General features: G+C 52.7%; 18 protein-coding genes and 1 pseudogene. 14 read left to right on the top strand and 5 right to left on the bottom strand.

The window, feature by feature from the left end:
- Positions 1-8: 8 nt before the first annotated feature.
- Positions 9-428, bottom strand: coding sequence for a hypothetical protein (locus Q0W94_RS11985; RefSeq protein WP_297759531.1), 420 nt, complete (start codon positions 426-428; stop codon positions 9-11).
- 202 nt (positions 429-630) lie between these two features.
- Between Q0W94_RS11985 and Q0W94_RS11980 the strand changes: the two genes are divergently transcribed.
- The gene (locus tag Q0W94_RS11980; protein WP_297759529.1) at positions 631-1,533 is read left to right on the top strand and encodes a polyphosphate kinase 2 family protein; all 903 of its coding nucleotides are present in this window, start codon (positions 631-633) and stop codon (positions 1,531-1,533) included.
- Here Q0W94_RS11980 and radC read toward each other — a convergent pair.
- Positions 1,530-2,279 carry a DNA repair protein RadC gene (gene radC, locus Q0W94_RS11975; protein WP_297759527.1) on the bottom strand — a complete coding sequence of 250 codons (750 nt, stop codon included), beginning with the start codon at positions 2,277-2,279 and terminating at the stop codon, positions 1,530-1,532. The two genes, Q0W94_RS11980 and radC, sit on opposite strands and share 4 nt — an antisense overlap.
- A 304-nt stretch (positions 2,280-2,583) precedes the next feature.
- Between radC and Q0W94_RS11970 the strand changes: the two are divergent.
- The 6 genes and pseudogenes from Q0W94_RS11970 to Q0W94_RS11945 form a co-directional block, all read left to right on the top strand.
- Positions 2,584-4,080, top strand: a pseudogene (locus Q0W94_RS11970) (iron uptake porin); the annotation flags it as partial.
- Between the two features lie 77 nt (positions 4,081-4,157).
- Positions 4,158-4,334: a carbohydrate porin gene (locus tag Q0W94_RS11965; protein WP_297762439.1), complete on the top strand. Its 177-nt coding sequence runs from the start codon at positions 4,158-4,160 to the stop codon at positions 4,332-4,334.
- 177 nt (positions 4,335-4,511) lie between these two features.
- A complete protein-coding gene (locus Q0W94_RS11960) occupies positions 4,512-4,817 on the top strand; it encodes a hypothetical protein (RefSeq protein WP_297759525.1) in 306 nt (101 codons plus the stop codon).
- Entirely contained in the window at positions 4,801-5,484 is a 684-nt protein-coding gene (gene rsmG, locus Q0W94_RS11955; protein ID WP_297759523.1) for a 16S rRNA (guanine(527)-N(7))-methyltransferase RsmG, read from the top strand. The genes Q0W94_RS11960 and rsmG overlap by 17 nt, the downstream gene beginning before the upstream one ends.
- 193 nt (positions 5,485-5,677) lie before the next feature.
- Complete coding sequence (locus tag Q0W94_RS11950) at positions 5,678-5,968, top strand: DUF1816 domain-containing protein (protein ID WP_297759521.1); 291 nt, start codon at positions 5,678-5,680, stop codon at positions 5,966-5,968.
- 138 nt (positions 5,969-6,106) lie between these two features.
- A complete protein-coding gene (locus Q0W94_RS11945; RefSeq protein WP_297759519.1) occupies positions 6,107-8,392 on the top strand; it encodes a ComEC/Rec2 family competence protein in 2,286 nt (761 codons plus the stop codon).
- Between the two features lie 178 nt (positions 8,393-8,570).
- On the opposite strand, the gene Q0W94_RS11940 is transcribed toward Q0W94_RS11945, so the two are convergent.
- On the bottom strand, positions 8,571-8,852 hold the full coding sequence (locus tag Q0W94_RS11940) for a DUF2973 domain-containing protein (RefSeq protein ID WP_297759517.1): 282 nt from the start codon (positions 8,850-8,852) through the stop codon (positions 8,571-8,573).
- Between the two features lie 36 nt (positions 8,853-8,888).
- Positions 8,889-9,212 carry a DUF2605 domain-containing protein gene (locus Q0W94_RS11935; protein WP_297759515.1) on the bottom strand — a complete coding sequence of 108 codons (324 nt, stop codon included), beginning with the start codon at positions 9,210-9,212 and terminating at the stop codon, positions 8,889-8,891.
- A 183-nt stretch (positions 9,213-9,395) separates the two neighbouring features.
- Between Q0W94_RS11935 and Q0W94_RS11930 the strand changes: the two genes are divergently transcribed.
- Both Q0W94_RS11930 and Q0W94_RS11925 read left to right on the top strand, forming a co-directional pair.
- Entirely contained in the window at positions 9,396-9,932 is a 537-nt protein-coding gene (locus tag Q0W94_RS11930) for a phycobiliprotein lyase (protein WP_190278015.1), read from the top strand.
- Positions 9,932-10,285 (top strand): VOC family protein, encoded by a 354-nt coding sequence (locus Q0W94_RS11925; protein ID WP_297759512.1) that lies wholly within the window; start codon positions 9,932-9,934, stop codon positions 10,283-10,285. Before Q0W94_RS11930 ends, Q0W94_RS11925 begins: the two co-directional genes overlap by 1 nt.
- Here Q0W94_RS11925 and sfsA read toward each other — a convergent pair.
- A complete protein-coding gene (gene sfsA / locus Q0W94_RS11920; protein ID WP_297759510.1) occupies positions 10,282-11,007 on the bottom strand; it encodes a DNA/RNA nuclease SfsA in 726 nt (241 codons plus the stop codon). The genes Q0W94_RS11925 and sfsA overlap by 4 nt on opposite strands.
- Before the next feature lie 346 nt (positions 11,008-11,353).
- On the opposite strand from sfsA, the gene Q0W94_RS11915 reads away from it, so the two are divergent.
- The 5 genes from Q0W94_RS11915 to Q0W94_RS11895 all read left to right on the top strand — a co-directional run bounded on the left by Q0W94_RS11915 (position 11,354) and on the right by Q0W94_RS11895 (position 15,571).
- The gene (locus tag Q0W94_RS11915; RefSeq protein WP_024124744.1) at positions 11,354-11,689 is read left to right on the top strand and encodes a rubredoxin; all 336 of its coding nucleotides are present in this window, start codon (positions 11,354-11,356) and stop codon (positions 11,687-11,689) included.
- Positions 11,690-11,714: 25 nt separating this feature from the next.
- Positions 11,715-12,722, top strand: coding sequence for a photosynthesis system II assembly factor Ycf48 (locus tag Q0W94_RS11910; RefSeq protein WP_297759508.1), 1,008 nt, complete (start codon positions 11,715-11,717; stop codon positions 12,720-12,722).
- 39 nt (positions 12,723-12,761) lie between these two features.
- Complete coding sequence (locus Q0W94_RS11905) at positions 12,762-13,835, top strand: aromatic ring-hydroxylating dioxygenase subunit alpha (protein WP_297759506.1); 1,074 nt, start codon at positions 12,762-12,764, stop codon at positions 13,833-13,835.
- 63 nt (positions 13,836-13,898) lie between these two features.
- Positions 13,899-14,678 carry an enoyl-ACP reductase FabI gene (gene fabI / locus Q0W94_RS11900; RefSeq protein ID WP_024124741.1) on the top strand — a complete coding sequence of 260 codons (780 nt, stop codon included), beginning with the start codon at positions 13,899-13,901 and terminating at the stop codon, positions 14,676-14,678.
- A 47-nt stretch (positions 14,679-14,725) separates the two neighbouring features.
- Positions 14,726-15,571: a PspA/IM30 family protein gene (locus Q0W94_RS11895; protein WP_297759504.1), complete on the top strand. Its 846-nt coding sequence runs from the start codon at positions 14,726-14,728 to the stop codon at positions 15,569-15,571.
- Positions 15,572-15,573 lie beyond the last annotated feature (2 nt).

Here is a 15,573-nt window from a genome sequence, read left to right as displayed (position 1 = left end):
CAGCGCATTCAACGACGGGAGAGGGCAATCCAGACTAGAAATGCTGGCGTTAGTGCAATCAGCAGGGAGGCAATCACCCATAGCAACCCTTCAGGTTTTAAGGACAATTGTAGAAGTAAGGGCAGCCACAGGAGAATAGGCATCAATAAAAAGAAACTCAGACCGATGGCGAAATACCAGTAGCTTTCCGAGAAGCCCCGCTGCAACTGACTCCACTGCAGTCCGGTCCAATACCACGCTCGTTTGTAGGGATAGGTGGTTGCCAACTGCTCAATGGAATAGCCATCGGGACGCACAACAAAAATTTGCTGACAGCGCCGACAGCCAAAGGCTTCTGTGAGGGCAATCGGCATCAATTCCCCCTGGCGGCGACAGGGGCAGGGGTAACTGGCATCCAGATCCAATTTGTGAGGTTTAATCGGAGCCACGGTGGCTGTCCAAAACGCAAACGACAGGAAATGATTCGATGGAGGGCGATCGCTCGCCTACTGATACAGCATACAAACAGAATTCTATTTTGCCCCTGCCTTATACAATTTGTTAAAGATAGCCGCCAAGGTGGCATCTTTTGATTTTTCTGCAATGAGATAATCTAGGCTAGGATACAGTTCTGCCGCACCCCCCCTGATCATGATTCCTCAAGATTTTCTCGACCAAATTAACCCCGATCGCTACATTGTTCCCGTGGGGGGGAAATTTCACTGGAAGAACTATGATCCTGGGGACACCGCTGGCCTCAAAAGCAAAGTCGAAGCCCAAGAACTCCTTGTTGCTGGCATCAAGAAGCTAGCCGCCTACCAAGATGTTCTCTATGCCCAGAATATCTATGCGCTGCTGATTATTTTCCAAGCGATGGATGCAGCGGGCAAAGACAGCACGATCAAACACGTCATGAGTGGCATTAATCCCCAAGGCTGCCGCGTCTATAGCTTTAAGGCCCCCAGTGCCGAGGAGTTGGATCATGACTTTTTGTGGCGCGCGAATCGTGCCTTGCCCGAGCGAGGCTGTATTGGTATTTTTAATCGCTCCTATTACGAAGAAGTGCTTGTGGTGCGCGTACACCCCGATTTGCTCAATCGCCAGCAACTGCCCCCCGAAACCAAGACCAAGCACATCTGGAAAGAGCGCTTTGAGGATATTAATAACTACGAACGTTACTTAACACGCAATGGCATTCTCATCCTCAAGTTTTTCCTGAATATCTCCAAAGCAGAGCAAAAGAAACGCTTTTTGGAGCGTATTAGCCGTCCGGAAAAGAACTGGAAATTTTCCATTGAGGACGTGCGCGATCGCGCCCACTGGGAGGACTATCGAGCAGCCTATGCCGATGTCTTTCGCCACACCAGTACCGACTGGGCACCCTGGCATATTATTCCCGCCAATCACAAGTGGTTTGCACGGCTAATGGTGGCTCACTTTATTTATCAAAAATTGGCGAGTCTCAACCTACATTATCCGGTTGTCAGCGAAGCCCACAAAGAACAACTCCTAGAGGCAAAAGCACTCCTGGAAAATGAACCGGATGAGGATTAGGCACTGCCCTCCCCTTGGGGCACCTCTTGCCAGAGGGAGGTCATCTCCCGCAGACTTTGGTAATCCCCATTGCCGAGAATCAAATGGTCAAGCACTGGAATTTCCATGAGCTGTCCCGCTCGTAGAATTTGTTTTGTCAAGTTCAGATCTGCTTGACTGGGAGAGAGATTGCCTGAGGGATGGTTGTGGGCAATGATCAGGCGGCTAGCATTGCGGCGCACGGCTTCCCGAAAAATTTCACGGGGATGGGCAAGGGTTTCGGTGGCCGTACCCACTGTAATCACATGGGATCCCAACAGGCGATGGCGCACATCCAGCAGGAGAACCGCAAACCGTTCCGTGGGTTGCCACATGAGATCAGCACCAAGGACAGCAGCGGCCAGGGCAGGACTGTCAATGATGGTTTGCTCTCCGGGTCGCGACTGAAAGACCCGCTTCCCCAGTTCGACGGCGGCTAGGATCGTGGTGGCTTTGGCGGGGCCAACCCCAGGAATCGCCATTAATTCCTCTGGGGTAATGTCCCGCAGGGCACTGACGGCATCGGCACTGTCAGCACTGCGCTCTCCTAACTGTTTGAGAATAAACTGCCCCAAGCCGACGGCTGAGAGTTTGCCAGCCCCTTGACCTGTTCCCAGTAAGATTGCCAACAATTCTGCCGAACTTAGGTGGCGGGCACCGTGGCTGAGCAACTTTTCACGGGGGCGATCGCCGACGGGCAGATCAGCAACACGCAGCGAGTAGGACATCACAGCAGTGACTTATGGGACTGCTAGAAAGCATATCAAGCTTAGAGTAGCGTTGGCACTGTATTAGAAAAATTCGCAAGAAGTAGTTGACTTTTATTTGCAAGTAGTTCAAGATAAACAAGGTAAAGGAACCGTTTTCCTCTGTTCAGCCTCAATGAATTTATTGCGAATCTACTCCTGACTTTTTCTAGGGGGCAGCTGAGGATTGCCCCTCCAAAATTTCTGCGGGCGATCGCCCGATTGCCCTTGGAAACTTTATAGATAGAGGCTTGCAGGCACCTTGATCATTAGTGAGGAGTGAATAATGGCGAGATCAATCGCGGTCTGGCTGGGGTTAGTTTTGGCTCCCGCCTGGGGAATGTCAGCGACGCTAGCTGCAAATCAATTGCAGGATGTATCCCATAGGAGTGATAGAAGTGTCTCTGAATTTTTTGATTATGAGTTGCAACAAGCTACTCATGCAGTAAAATCACCCTTTCAAGGGGCACAAATGCCAGCAGTAGCGGACTTAGAGGCTCAGGCTCCTCGACTCCCTGCCCCCGAGCAGTTTTTGGGAATGCCGCGGACAATGCCCCAAGTGACCTCGGTCAATCAACTTTCGGATGTGCGCCCCACCGATTGGGCCTATCAAGCCCTGGCGTCACTGGTAGAGAAATATGGCTGTATTGCCGGCTATCCCGATGGCACCTTTAGGGGTAATCGGGCAGCTACGCGCTACGAAATGGCGGCGGCTTTGAATGCCTGCTGGGATATGATCAGCGATCGCTTTGCTACCAAAGAAGACCTTGCCACCCTGCAGCGCCTGATGGATGAGTTCAAGGCTGAACTGGCGACCCTGCGCGGTCGGGTGGATAAGCTGGAGGCTCGCACTGCTAACCTTGAAGCCACCCAATTTGCCACCACTACGAAACTACGGGCTGCAGTAGTGTTCAATGTCTCCGATGTCCTCACGGGCACCCAAGCCGTTGCGGCTCCTGGTCGCGGGCCAACCATCGACAGTAATCCTGTTGCCACCTACCGCGCTCGGCTAAACTTTGACACCAGCTTCTATGGCAAAGATGTCCTGCGGGTGCGTATTCAGGCCGCTAACATGCCTAACTACAATGCTGTTACAGGCACCACTATGGCACGTCTTGGCTACGATACCAACACCGCGGGCCAATTTGCCATTGATGACCTTTACTACCGCACCCCTCTGACCCAGCGCCTATTCCTTGCCTTTGACGCCGCCGCGGGGAACTTTGATAAGAATGTCTTCACTTTTAACCCCCTCTTGCAGTCCGATGAAACGGGAGCTATTAGCCGTTTCGGTCGCTTTAATCCCCTCTATCGCTTTGGCGGCGGCAACAGCGCCGGTCTAACCCTGCGTTACACACTCCTTGAAAACAAAGAGCGGGGGACAAACCTTGTCCTGAATCTTGGTTATCAAGCGCCCAATGCCCCCAATCCCAACCAGAATGCCCCGAATACCAATGGTTTAATTGGCGGCGCCTATGCAGCCTTGGCTCAATTGGATTGGCGACCCGTGAAAAACTTAGCCCTAGGATTTACCTATGTGCGCTCCTTTGGTACTGGTGTTGCCGGCGGTACAGGAAGCAATGGTTTTATTGGATCTGCTGATAACCCCATTGGTAATAATGCCAATGCAGCAGCCGATAACTTTGGCTTTCAGTTTACCTATCGCCCGATTCCAAAACTCAATATCGCTGGCTGGGTCGGCTATTCCAATGTCTATCAAGTGCAAAACTTTGGAGGACCACGGCGAGAAGCAGAGGTTTTGAATTGGGCAGCCACCTTTGGAGTACCGGACATCTGGCGCAAGGGCGATGTTCTTGGTTTGATTGTCGGTCAACCCCCCAAACCATTAGCGTTCGGAATGTGGCGGGTGCTCCTGGTGCAACGTTTAACTCTTACCACATTGAGGGGGTATACCGCATTCCTATTTCACGGAATATTTCAATCACACCGGGGGTCATTGCTTTGGTCAACCCCAACAGCAACAGTAACAATGCCCCAATCGTCCTCGGTGTGGTACGGACAACCTTTAGCTTCTAGTACTTCGATATCTTCGATATCTTCCCTGCCCAATGGGGCGGGGTTGCTCTTTGATCTTTAGGGACTTAGGCTCTGAACATCAAAAAAGCCATTTGCTAAGGTAGAAGTACAGCCCTTTTCTAGGGTGGGCAAGATAATTGCTAAGCTTGTTGAGTGCTAACTTGGGAGCATTGCCCTATGTCTGAAGAACAAGTTTCGCCACCAGAGTCTCCAACTCCCGAACCTGAAACAGAAGCCGTCAGTCCAGAGGAAGTGACCGAAGCGGCAAAAGCCCTCCTTGCGGCTCTGCAACGGTTTGCCACTGCCCAACTCAAAGCCCTGCCCGCGGATGTCCAAAAAGCCCTTGAAACGGCGATCGCAGAGCTGAAGTCGAATGCTGATACCGTCTCTAGCCATGTCAAGGATTTTGAGGAGCGCCTCAAAGCCGCATGGGAGGTGCTAACCGCAAAGAGAGAGCTGCCCAGTGGTGATAACGAATCCTAGCACGTTATTGCTTGAGCAATTCCCTTGGCAGGAGACACTCCAGTGGCAACCCACACCCCAACAGCAGGAACAGTTTCAACGGTTCTATGGGGCTATCCTTGCAGCCAACCAAGGGATGAACCTGACGCGGATTACGGCAGCCCCTGATTTCTGGGAGAAGCACCTCTGGGATTCGTTGCGGGGCATTTTGCCGTGGCTTCAGCCCACTGGGGAAACGTTGTGGGGAACCAAGATTCAACAGGTCATTGATATTGGCAGTGGCGGTGGTTTTCCGGGGGTACCGGTGGCGATCGCCCGCCCAGACTGGTCAGTAACGCTCCTTGAAGCAACCCAAAAGAAAGTCAAATTTTTGCACTCTCTGGGTTCAGCGATTGGTTTGGCCAACATTTACCCAGAATGGGGACGGGCAGAGTCCCATGGGCGCCGTTATGATTTGGCCTTGATTCGAGCCGTCGGTGATGTTGCTCGTTGTTGTGCCTACGGCTTGCCCCTGTTGCGCTCGGGGGGCATCTTAGTCCTGTACCGAGGCCAGTGGAGCGACGAGGATACTCAACATCTAGAGACTCTCTTGCCGCGATACCGCACTCGACAACTAGACATTCAAGGATTTACTACTCCCTTGAGTCATGCCCAACGGCACTGCGTTTACCTGCAGCGTCAGGGTTGAATCGGTGATCTTGTCGATGCTTGTCGATCTTGTCTTCCTGGGGAGTTTTGATGTAAATAAATGTGACAATTGATGGTTTGGAATTTTCGCCATACACATTTAGGGGGGGATCAGTTATACACAAATAGAGAGTAAACCAAGAGATGTATGGATTGGTTGGGGCAATTTGGCAAGTCTGGGAGGAATACTGTCAATGCTTAGCGATAATAATACAGGTTTTACAAGCTGGCTCGCCGATCTCCTCAATGGAATCGGTCTGGCATGGTGGGTCAAAATAGAGACAAAGACCCCCCCCTGCACGTACTACTTTGGCCCTTTTCTGACATCCATGGAGGCCGAAAAAGAAAAGGATGGCTACATTGAGGACCTGAAGGCTGAGGGAGCAGAGGGACTTGAGGTTAGTGTGGTGCGCTGCCGTCCTGAAGAGGTGACCATTGAGGCCGAAAAAAAGACGCGGGTGCCCCTTAGTGTCGGCATGACATAGGCTAAGGTGTGAATTGGCTCTAAAACTCCGTCCCTAAAGTTTCTTAAAGGTTCTTAAAGTAGGGTGCCGTCTTAGAGTTTCTCCTAGTCTTAGAGTTTCTCCTAAGTACTTCCACTGGACGCCAACCCCGACAAGGCTATGTTCAACATTACCAAGGCGGATGGGATTCTCTGGGCGATCGCCTTTGTTACGGGGTGTATTTTCAGTCTCTTTCCGTGGGGGTGGCTGGGGGTCTTGGTACTAGGGGGAATGCTCTATGGGGGCCGTCGTCGCGGTGGAAAGGTTTGGCTGCGACTGCCTGCGAGTCAAAGTTTTGCGATCGCCACCGTGGTTGCCCTCTTGGCAACGCTCTATGTATGGCTGCGCACCCCCCAGCCAGGGGTGAATGACCTCAGCAGTTTGGTGCCGCGTCTTGAGGCACTGCATCTACCGCCAACGGTGCTCGTTGAGGGTCGTGTTGAAACCACACCCCTGCCCAATCGTGCTGGGCGCCTACGCTTTTTCCTAGGGGTGGAGCGCTATCAAAATCTCAGTCAGGACCCTGCCCAACGTGGGGTCCTGCAGGGGAGGGCGAGTGGCCGCCTCTATGTAACCCTGCCAGCGCAGCAAGGGGCAAAGCTGCATCCCAGCCAACGGATTCGGCTTGTGGGACGGCTCTATCTTCCCCGCAGTGGGGGTAGTCAGTTTTTTCGTGCCTTTAACTTTCGGCGGCAGCTTCAGTTGCAGCATACCTTTGCGGGCTTAGCGGGCCATAAGGTCACGATTTTGGATCAGGGATCACCCTGGGGGTTGTGGGCCCTGCGGCAGCGAATTCTCCAAGTCCATACCCAAGGATTGGGCGATCGCTATGGGGCGGTGGTCGCGGCCATGGTGCTGGGGAACCGTGCGGTGGCGATTCCCTTTGAGGTGCGCGACAGTTTTCGGCGCGTGGGGCTTTCCCATGCGCTGGCGGCCTCAGGGTTTCACACAGCAATTCTTTTGGCGGTTGTCCTAACGGCAACCCGCCCTCTGCCGCACCGGTGGCGCTATGGTCTGGGGGCTGGTGTCTTGGTGTTCTTTGCTTTTTTGACTGGATTTGCCCCCTCAGCAATGCGCGCTGTGCTCATGGGCTTAGCGGGGTTAGTGGCTTTAGTGGATGGCCAAAAGGGGCAGCCCCTTGTGATCCTGCTGGCGATCGCCACTGCCATGCTGATCTACAACCCCCTTTGGATTGAGGACATTGGCTTTCAATTGAGCTTCCTCGCCACCTTGGGCTTAATTGTCAGTGCCCAACCCATCAGCGATCGCCTCGATTGGCTGCCGACCTTCCTGCGCAACGTCGTTGCTGTGTCTGTAGCAGCCAGCCTCTGGGTACTTCCCCTGTCCCTCGCCATCTTTGGCACTTTCCCAGTCTATGGTCTGCCGGCCAATGTCCTTGCCAATCCTCTTCTCATTTTCTTGACGGTTGGGGGGTTTATCAGTGCAATGGTTGGCCTCATCCTTCCCCCCCTAGGATCCGCTCTAGCTTGGCTTCTCTACTCCCCCACCGCCTTGCTGCTGTGGCTGATTGAAACCATTGGCCGATGGCCGGGGGCAATGATTGCCCTGGGCAGCTTGGGTTGGCTACAGGTTGTTGTCCTCTATGCTCTGATGGTGCTGGTGTGGTTAAGTCCCCCTTGGCGGCGGCGCTGGTTTTTGGTGTTTACACTGGGCGTCAGCCTTGTCCTAGTGCCCTTTATTCTCCGCCAAAACACCCTCTTTCAAGCCACCGTTCTCGCCAATACACAGGTGCCCACACTAGTAATTCAGCAACCGGCGGGAACCGTGGTAATTAATGGGGGGGATCCCGAAGGGTTAACGGCTTTCTTGGCTCAAGAGGGCATTAATCGCATTGATTGGGCGGTGGCTAGCGATCGCCGGTACCGCCAACAACGGGGTTGGGCCGATATTCATTGGATGACGCCAATTCGCCAATTGACGGATGTGCCAACGGCCGAGAGTGATCCTGCCTACCGAGAAATGTTGAGCACCCTCAAAGTCCCCCATGAATCCCTACCCCTGCGGCAACCGGTTCAACTGGGGCAGGTGAAAATTACTGTCCTGCGAGCGGATCCAGCCATCTTGACCTTGGAGCTGGGCAACACTCAATGGCTCTTTGTGACCGATCCGAGCCGGGATGCCGCCCAAACCGATTGGCTGGCCGTGACGCCCATAGAACCGCCCCAGGTTCTCTGGTGGTGGGGGCGCAAATTAACACCACGCCTCTTTGAAATTGTCAAACCACGCAGTGTCATTCTTAGTCGCCCTACCCTTGATCCGGCGATCGCCGGCTACCTAAAGCAGCAACACATTCCCTATTTTGTCGTTGGCGAAGTGGGGGAAGTACGCTGGCAGGCCGATGGCTCCCTAAAGGCAAATGCTCCGCAAAACGATAGTTTGATCTAGCTCTCCCTTTGGCGCAATTGCAAGGGGGCAGTTGCCAATGTTTCTTGGAGTAGTTGCTAAAGGTGCTGGAGATCGGCGGTCTAGCCCCCATCCAGTCGCTAAAAGCGCCACAGGCGGTCACCGCGCTTGCATCCCCCTGAAGCCAGCAGTTCAGGAACGGCCTATGGGGCCTAAAAATTTAGGCTTGAGTTTCTCCACAGGAGTCGTCACCGTAGCTGGGGGATGCGCGATAGATCGCATCCAGTTGAGCACGGGCATCTTCGACGCTCAAAGAGCGCATTACCAACAGGGGTTCGTCAATCACATGGCCATCACTATCTAAAAGTTCTGGATGGGTCACCCGTTGCGGTGACAATTGCCCTTGCGATTCAATGCCGAGGGTCAATAAACTGCGAATCAAATTCGCCATGGCCAGTAGGGCCAAGACCGTAAAGGCAACAATGTAGATCAACTGCAACATGAAGAGAGCACCTCCGAGCCAAGCACTGAGAATGGTTTAAGCGTCACAAGATTTGGATAAGCGATAGTGGTGGGCAACCTGCCAGCACTCCATCAAGAGTGTATGCCACTGCATTAATACCTGTGTATCAACCCCCACTTGGCCGTCCGTTGCCCGAAAGAGGCTTTGGGTGGCAATTACATCGTTGAGGGCCGTCTCCACCTGTTCAAGGAGTGCCTGCTGTTCCGCCACGTTCAAAAAGGGAATGACTTCTGTCTGCAACAGCGATCGCGATCGCGTGAACCAGTACTGAAAATCTTCAAGTAGCGGCTCCAGTAAGACCTTAAGTAGTTGAGGCTCAGGTAAATTTGAGTGCAGCATAGGGATTGATGAGGGCAACCTAACTTCTATCTTAAACCTTAAACTCGTTTACATATTGTTACATTTTTGATTTTTGAGTGCCCTTTCCTGGGGGCGATCGTTTGGAAGCAATCGAAGAGACGGTGTACCCTAAAAAAAGACTAAAAAATACCGATTCTGTCTCCATTAGCAGTGTGCATAGGTATGGACATCCGCGATTTTTTTGCCCAAAGTGCTGGCCGCTGGTTTTCCCAACGTACGAGTCATCACTTGGCTTTTAAGCAAACTGAGTCAGGCAAGTCTCAGTTAACCATTGAATTACTGTCCGTCGATGATCCTGCGGTAATTGCCCTGTGTCAGCAATATGACATGGATCCCGCTTGGGCAGTGTGCGGCGCACGGGTTAGCTGGGACGGCACAATGGAATGGGATAGCGAGAAGCACGAAGGCTCAACAGTATTAGTCCCCATCATGGATCAGGGGTCGCGGATGGAAGGCAAGCTCCTGCGGGAAATGGGCTATGCCGAAAAAGCACCCGTTGCGGGTCGCTTCAGTATGGGCAGTGATGGTGCCCTGACATTGATTACCGAATACGAAACCATGTATTCCGAAGAGCGCCTCTGGTTTGCCAGCCCCAATTTACGTCTGCGCACCAGTATTCTCAAGCGCTTTGGTGGTTTTAGTATGGCTTCCTTCTGCTCGGAAATTCGCTTAGGGGTGACGCAACCCGCCAACTCCTGATGGTTTTTCTCCACGTTGCCATTAACGTCACGGATCTAGAGCGAGCGGCTGCCTTCTATGAAGGGTTGCTGGGTCTTACCCCCGTCGATCGCCCCCTGAAATTTCCCGGCCGCTGGTATCAAATCGGTGCCGTGCAAATTCATCTAATCCAAGCGCAGAAGGTGGTAGATACCTGTCAAGATCAACGGTGGGGACGTAACCCCCACTTTGCCCTTGGTGTAACTGATTTAGCCAGTCTCGAACAACGCCTAGTGGCAGCCCAAATCCCCTGCCAGCGCAGTGCCTCAGGACGAGCTGCAATCTTTGTCGCAGATCCCGATGGCAATTTGATTGAACTTAGCCAAATGTCCTAGAGCACCAGCTTGGCAACTCCCAAGAACTGAATACCCCTTGGCTCAATGGCAAAGCGGTAGGGCAAAATTTCTACCCCTTCGTTGTAGGCAGCGCGCAAGAGTTGTCCATAGGTGGGATCGGCACTGTCGCCGGGCGCAAAGCGATCGCAATCGCCGCGATTAATGAAGTAAAGCATACAGACACGGGCCTCCGGCTGGGTTTGCCGCAGCCATTGCAGTTCCCGCAAGTGCTTTTGACCTCGGGTGGTTACCGTATCAGGGAACAGCGCTAAGCCCCCCTGCGCCCAAGTGGTATTTTTCACCTCAACATAGGCGGAGGGCTGTTGAGGATGATCCGTTAAATAAAAGTCAATGCGGCTGCGCTCTTGACCATAGGCCACCTCTCGCTGCTGCGTACCGTAGCCAGCCAGTTCCGGTAGGATGCCTGCCGCCAATGCCGAAGCGATGACCCGATTGGGCAGACTGGTATTCACCCCTACCCAAGTACCGTCAACAAAAATCATTTCCCACGTATAGGCCAGCTTGCGCTTGGGGTCCGCATGGTAGGAGACTTGAACGGGGGCACCTACTTGGCAAATCCCTGTCATTGGGCCTGTATTTGGGCAGTGGGCTGTAATGCGATCGCCAGAGGTCAACTCAATCTCAGCAAAAAATCGCCGATAGCGCCGACAGAGAATTCCTTCTTGGAGCGGTGGATAGTGCCAACAGAATGTGGGAGTCACAGGGGATTAGTGGAAAGCGCAAGCCCTCATTTTACCGCCAAAAGTAAAATGCCAGCCTCCTTTGGTTATATGGAAGCCGGCATTCTACGGAATATTAAAGCAGATTTAAGGTTAAGGTCTATATGGGCTGACCTCAATTGAACACCCCTATCATGGCATCCCTCCTTGACAGGGGCACCTTTCCTAATCTTTTCTTTATATTTATGTTGCAAAGGTTTGATCTTTCGTTATATGTCTTAAAGTCTCGCAGTATTGCCCTGAAAACTTCCCTGTCCTCCCCACAAGAAACGCCCCTAAATCCCGTAGTATTAAGATGTATGTCGCAAATCTTAAAAATTTCTGAGGTATGACCGCCGAAACTCCTGATGTTGCGCCCTTAGATCGGTTTGAGTGCCGTGCCTGCGGCTACATCTATGAACCAGCAAAGGGAGACGAGAATCGCTCGATTCCGCCCGGCACAGCCTTTGCTGATCTCCCCGTGAACTGGCGGTGCCCAGTGTGCAGTGCCCCAAAAAAGCAATTTAGCAACATTGGACCTGTGGGATCCCCCTCGGGCTTCAAGGAGAATCTGAACTACGGCTTGGGTGTGAATCGCCTCACCCCTGGCCAAAAAAATATCCTCATTTTTGGTGGTCTTGCCCTTGCTGTTCTTTTTCTACTGAGTTTCTATAATGTTCGCTAAACAAATTGACATTTACTGGCAAAAAATGAAAGGAATCAAGTTCCTGCATTGGCTCCTAGTGACCGTTCTCCTCTGGGTGAGCCTGAGCACCTCTGCCCTGGCTATCCCTGCTTTGGACTACAATCCTTGGGAAGCCATCCAACTGCCAACAACCTCAACGATTCTTGACATGAGCTTTATTGACCGTAATCACGGTTGGTTAGTCGGTACCAATGCCACGCTAATGGAAACTCGCGACAGTGGTCAAACCTGGGAACCGCGTAGGCTGGTTTTAGATAATCCCGACTATCGCTTCAACAGCGTTAGCTTCCAGGGGAACGAGGGCTGGATTGTCGGTGAGCCGCCAATTATGCTGCACACAACCGATGGTGGCCAGTCTTGGAGCCAAATTCCCCTCAATCCCAAACTCCCCGGTTCGCCCCGCCTGATCAAAGCCCTCGGCAATGGCGCTGCGGAAATGATGACCGATGTGGGGGCAATTTACCGCACCAAAGATAGTGGCAAAAACTGGCAAGCATTAGTCCAAGAAGCCATTGGTGTCATGCGCAACCTCAACCGTTCGCCCTCTGGAGAGTATGTGGCTGTCTCCTCGCGGGGGAGCTTTTACTCTACTTGGGAACCGGGCCAAACCGCTTGGGAACCCCATAATCGCACCACCTCACGCCGCCTCCACAATATGGGCTTTACCCCTGATGGTCGGCTCTGGATGATTGTCAATGGGGGTAAAATTGCTTTTTCTGATCCAGATAATTCTGAGAATTGGGGAGAACTGCTGAGTCCTCTGCGTCGCAATAGTGTTGGCTTCCTTGATCTGGCCTATCGCACACCCAACGAAGTATGGCTAGCAGGGGGGGCCGGCGTGCTGCTGTGTAGCCAAGATGGTGGCCAAACGTGGCAGCAGGATGTGGACGTGAAGAAAGTCCCCTCCAACTTTTATAAAATTCTCTTCTTTGGTCCCGATCAAGGGTTCATCCTCGGCCAGAAGGGAATCTTACTGCGGTATGTGACTGACTTGACGGCTGCTCCAGCGTAACGTAGAAAATAACCGCCGACCATCTGGCAGAGTCTCGTTATGACATCCAGCAGCACTTCATTCTCCCTTCATGAGGGTAGTAGCTTTTTGCGCCATATCTGGTACTATGGCTTGCCAGCCGCTGACCTTAAACCGGGTCGCTGTCAAGCCAAGGTGCTTTTAGGGGAACCGATCCTATTTTGTCGTACCACTTCAGGAAAGCCCTTTGCCCTGCGTAATCTCTGCCCTCACCGTGGCATTCCCCTGCACTATGGTCGCTTTGATGGCGAAGAGGTGGAGTGCCCCTATCACGGCTGGCGCTTTAATGCCCACGGCCACTGTACGCTCATTCCCTCGCTGACGAGTGATAGCGATGTGGATCTCAAAAACTTTGGGGTGTTGAGCTATCCAGTGCGCGAGGTGCAGGGCAATCTCTGGATTTTTTTCCCGGCCAATGAGCGCAATGTCAGCGAGCCCACCCTAGAGGTGCCCCTGGTTCCCGGATTTAGTGCCGAGACCCAACCCCAAGCCGTACAAAAATTCATCTTTCCGGGACATCTGGATCAGGTGTTTATTAACTTTATGGATCCTTCCCATGCCCCCTTTGTCCATGGGGCCTGGTGGTGGCGCAAGCGAGGCAAGCTCTTTGAGAAGGCGAAAACCTTTGATCCGTCGCCCTATGGCTTTACAATGCGCCGTCATCCCCTGTTGCGCAAGTCTTGGGCACACCACATTTTGGGTGGCCACCCTGAGGTGGAAATTATCTATCGGCTGCCGGGCATTCGCATCGAAACTAACTATAGCGATCGCCACACGTTTTGTTTTCTGATTACCCTCACCCCCATTAACGATCAGGAAACTGAACTCACCGCCACCTACTACTGGACATTTCCTTGGCTTGCTCCCCTGAAACCCCTACTGGCTCCCCTAGCGCGGGAATTTCTCAACCAAGATTTGCGTATTGTAGCCAAGCAAAGCGAAGGCCTGAAGTACAAGCCACCCTTGACGCTCATTAAAGAAGCAGATTACCAAGCCAAGTGGTACTACCAGCTTAAACGGGAGTACGAAAAGGCCATTCAAGAGGAACGGGAATTTGTCAACCCCCTGAAAACCCAAGTCCTGCGCTGGCGATAAAGGCAGCAGCCCCTCTGGTAGGATCAGAGGGTTAAATCTAAATCATGCACACTGGCTGTACCTATGCTCCTAGACCTATCGGGAAAACGCGCCCTTGTGACAGGCATTGCCAATAATCGCTCGATTGCTTGGGGGATTGCCCAACAGCTCCATGCAGCGGGTGCTGAGCTGGCAGTGACATATCTGCCCGACGAGCGGGGAAAGCTCAAGCAAAAGGTCGAGGAACTGACAGCCCCCCTTGTTCCCAAGTTGCTCCTGCCGCTAGATGTGCAGCAACCTCAACAAATTGACGACGTCTTTGCGGCGATTCAATCCACATGGGGTGGCTTAGATATCTTGATTCACTGTTTGGCCTTTGCTCAAAAAGAAGATCTCAGTGGTGACTTTTCAGCAGTCTCCCTTGAGGGCTTTCATCTTGCCCTCGACATTAGTGCCTACTCCCTCATCTCCCTCAGCCGTGCCGCCAAACCGCTGATGACCCATGGGGGTTCAATCATTACCCTCACCTATTTGGGGGGTGTGCGGGTTGTGCCAAACTACAACGTCATGGGCATTGCTAAGGCAGCCCTAGAAATGAACGTGCGCTATCTAGCAGCGGAACTAGGGCCTCTGAATATCCGCGTCAATGGTATCTCCGCTGGTCCAATTCGCACCTTAGCCTCCTCAGCCGTAGGGGGCATTCTGGACATGATTCACCATGTGGAAGCCACGGCTCCCCTGCGGCGCACGGTAACCCAAACAGAAGTGGGCAACACGGCAGCTTTTCTGGCTAGTGATCTAGCCAGTGGTATCACTGGCCAAATTCTTTATGTGGATTCGGGCTACTGCATCATGGGGATGTGAGGGGCATGCGTTAGAGTAGAGTCAACGAGTTATTGACGAGGCGAACCATGGGTTTACTTGATCGTGTGGGCATGGTCATTCGCTCTAACCTCAATGCCCTAGTCAGTGCTGCCGAAGATCCGGAAAAAATTCTCGAGCAAACGATTATTGATATGAATGCCGACTTGGTGAAGTTACGCCAAGCGGTTGCTCAGGCCATTGCCGCTCAAAAACGACTCGAACAACAGTACACCCAAAATCTTAAGGATGCCCAGCAGTGGGAAGAGCGGGCACGGCTTGCCCTCAGTAGAGGAGATGAAGCCCTGGCTCTCGAAGCCTTGAACCGCAAGAAAACTGCCGCAGATACCGCTATTGCCCTCAAAGCCCAGGTGGATCAAATGGCTGCTCAAGTGAAAACCCTCAAGGACAACTTGACGGCCCTTGAAAGCAAAATTTCTGAGGCCAAAACGAAGAAGGAAATGCTTAAGGCACGGGTTCGTGCAGCCAAAGCCTCCGAACAGATTCATCAAGCGGTCAGCAAGGTGGGCACCTCCAATGCAATGGCGGCATTTGAACGCATGGAAGATAAAGTGCTCCAAATGGAGGCTCGCTCCCAAGCTATTGCTGAACTGAGTGGCGATACGCTCGAAAGTAAATTCGAAGCCCTCCAAAGCAGTGCTAACAAGCAGGACGTGGAATTTGAGCTGCTGGAAATGAAGCGGCAAATGGGTCTGTTGCCTGATGCCCCCTCTGCGGGGACGCTACCCCAGACCGCCACTGGCAGCAGTCAATTGAATATCAATATCAATATCTCTGCTCCTGAAGTGCAGGACGCACCACGCACCAGTGCATCGTCTCAAAGTAAATCTATTGATGACGATATGGCAGAACTCCGCCGTCTGCTAGAGAGTTAGCT

Origin of the sequence: Thermosynechococcus sp. (assembly GCF_025999095.1) — a bacterium.
In the GTDB taxonomy this organism is placed as follows: Bacteria; Cyanobacteriota; Cyanobacteriia; order Thermosynechococcales; family Thermosynechococcaceae; genus Thermosynechococcus.
This window is presented reverse-complemented; position numbering and strand designations above follow the sequence as displayed.

Bases quoted from the DNA above. Each gene is read 5' to 3' on its own strand.
- Q0W94_RS11980 (WP_297759529.1), top strand. From the start codon at position 631: ATGATTCCTCAAGATTTTCTCGACCAAATTAACCCCGATCGCTACATT.
- radC (WP_297759527.1), bottom strand. From the start codon at position 2,279: ATGTCCTACTCGCTGCGTGTTGCTGATCTGCCCGTCGGCGATCGCCCC.
- Q0W94_RS11960 (WP_297759525.1), top strand. From the start codon at position 4,512: ATGTCTGAAGAACAAGTTTCGCCACCAGAGTCTCCAACTCCCGAACCT.
- Q0W94_RS11950 (WP_297759521.1), top strand. From the start codon at position 5,678: ATGCTTAGCGATAATAATACAGGTTTTACAAGCTGGCTCGCCGATCTC.
- Q0W94_RS11945 (WP_297759519.1), top strand. From the start codon at position 6,107: ATGTTCAACATTACCAAGGCGGATGGGATTCTCTGGGCGATCGCCTTT.
- Q0W94_RS11940 (WP_297759517.1), bottom strand. From the start codon at position 8,852: ATGTTGCAGTTGATCTACATTGTTGCCTTTACGGTCTTGGCCCTACTG.
- Q0W94_RS11935 (WP_297759515.1), bottom strand. From the start codon at position 9,212: ATGCTGCACTCAAATTTACCTGAGCCTCAACTACTTAAGGTCTTACTG.
- Q0W94_RS11930 (WP_190278015.1), top strand. From the start codon at position 9,396: ATGGACATCCGCGATTTTTTTGCCCAAAGTGCTGGCCGCTGGTTTTCC.
- Q0W94_RS11925 (WP_297759512.1), top strand. From the start codon at position 9,932: ATGGTTTTTCTCCACGTTGCCATTAACGTCACGGATCTAGAGCGAGCG.
- Q0W94_RS11915 (WP_024124744.1), top strand. From the start codon at position 11,354: ATGACCGCCGAAACTCCTGATGTTGCGCCCTTAGATCGGTTTGAGTGC.
- Q0W94_RS11910 (WP_297759508.1), top strand. From the start codon at position 11,715: ATGAAAGGAATCAAGTTCCTGCATTGGCTCCTAGTGACCGTTCTCCTC.
- Q0W94_RS11905 (WP_297759506.1), top strand. From the start codon at position 12,762: ATGACATCCAGCAGCACTTCATTCTCCCTTCATGAGGGTAGTAGCTTT.
- fabI (WP_024124741.1), top strand. From the start codon at position 13,899: ATGCTCCTAGACCTATCGGGAAAACGCGCCCTTGTGACAGGCATTGCC.
- Q0W94_RS11895 (WP_297759504.1), top strand. From the start codon at position 14,726: ATGGGTTTACTTGATCGTGTGGGCATGGTCATTCGCTCTAACCTCAAT.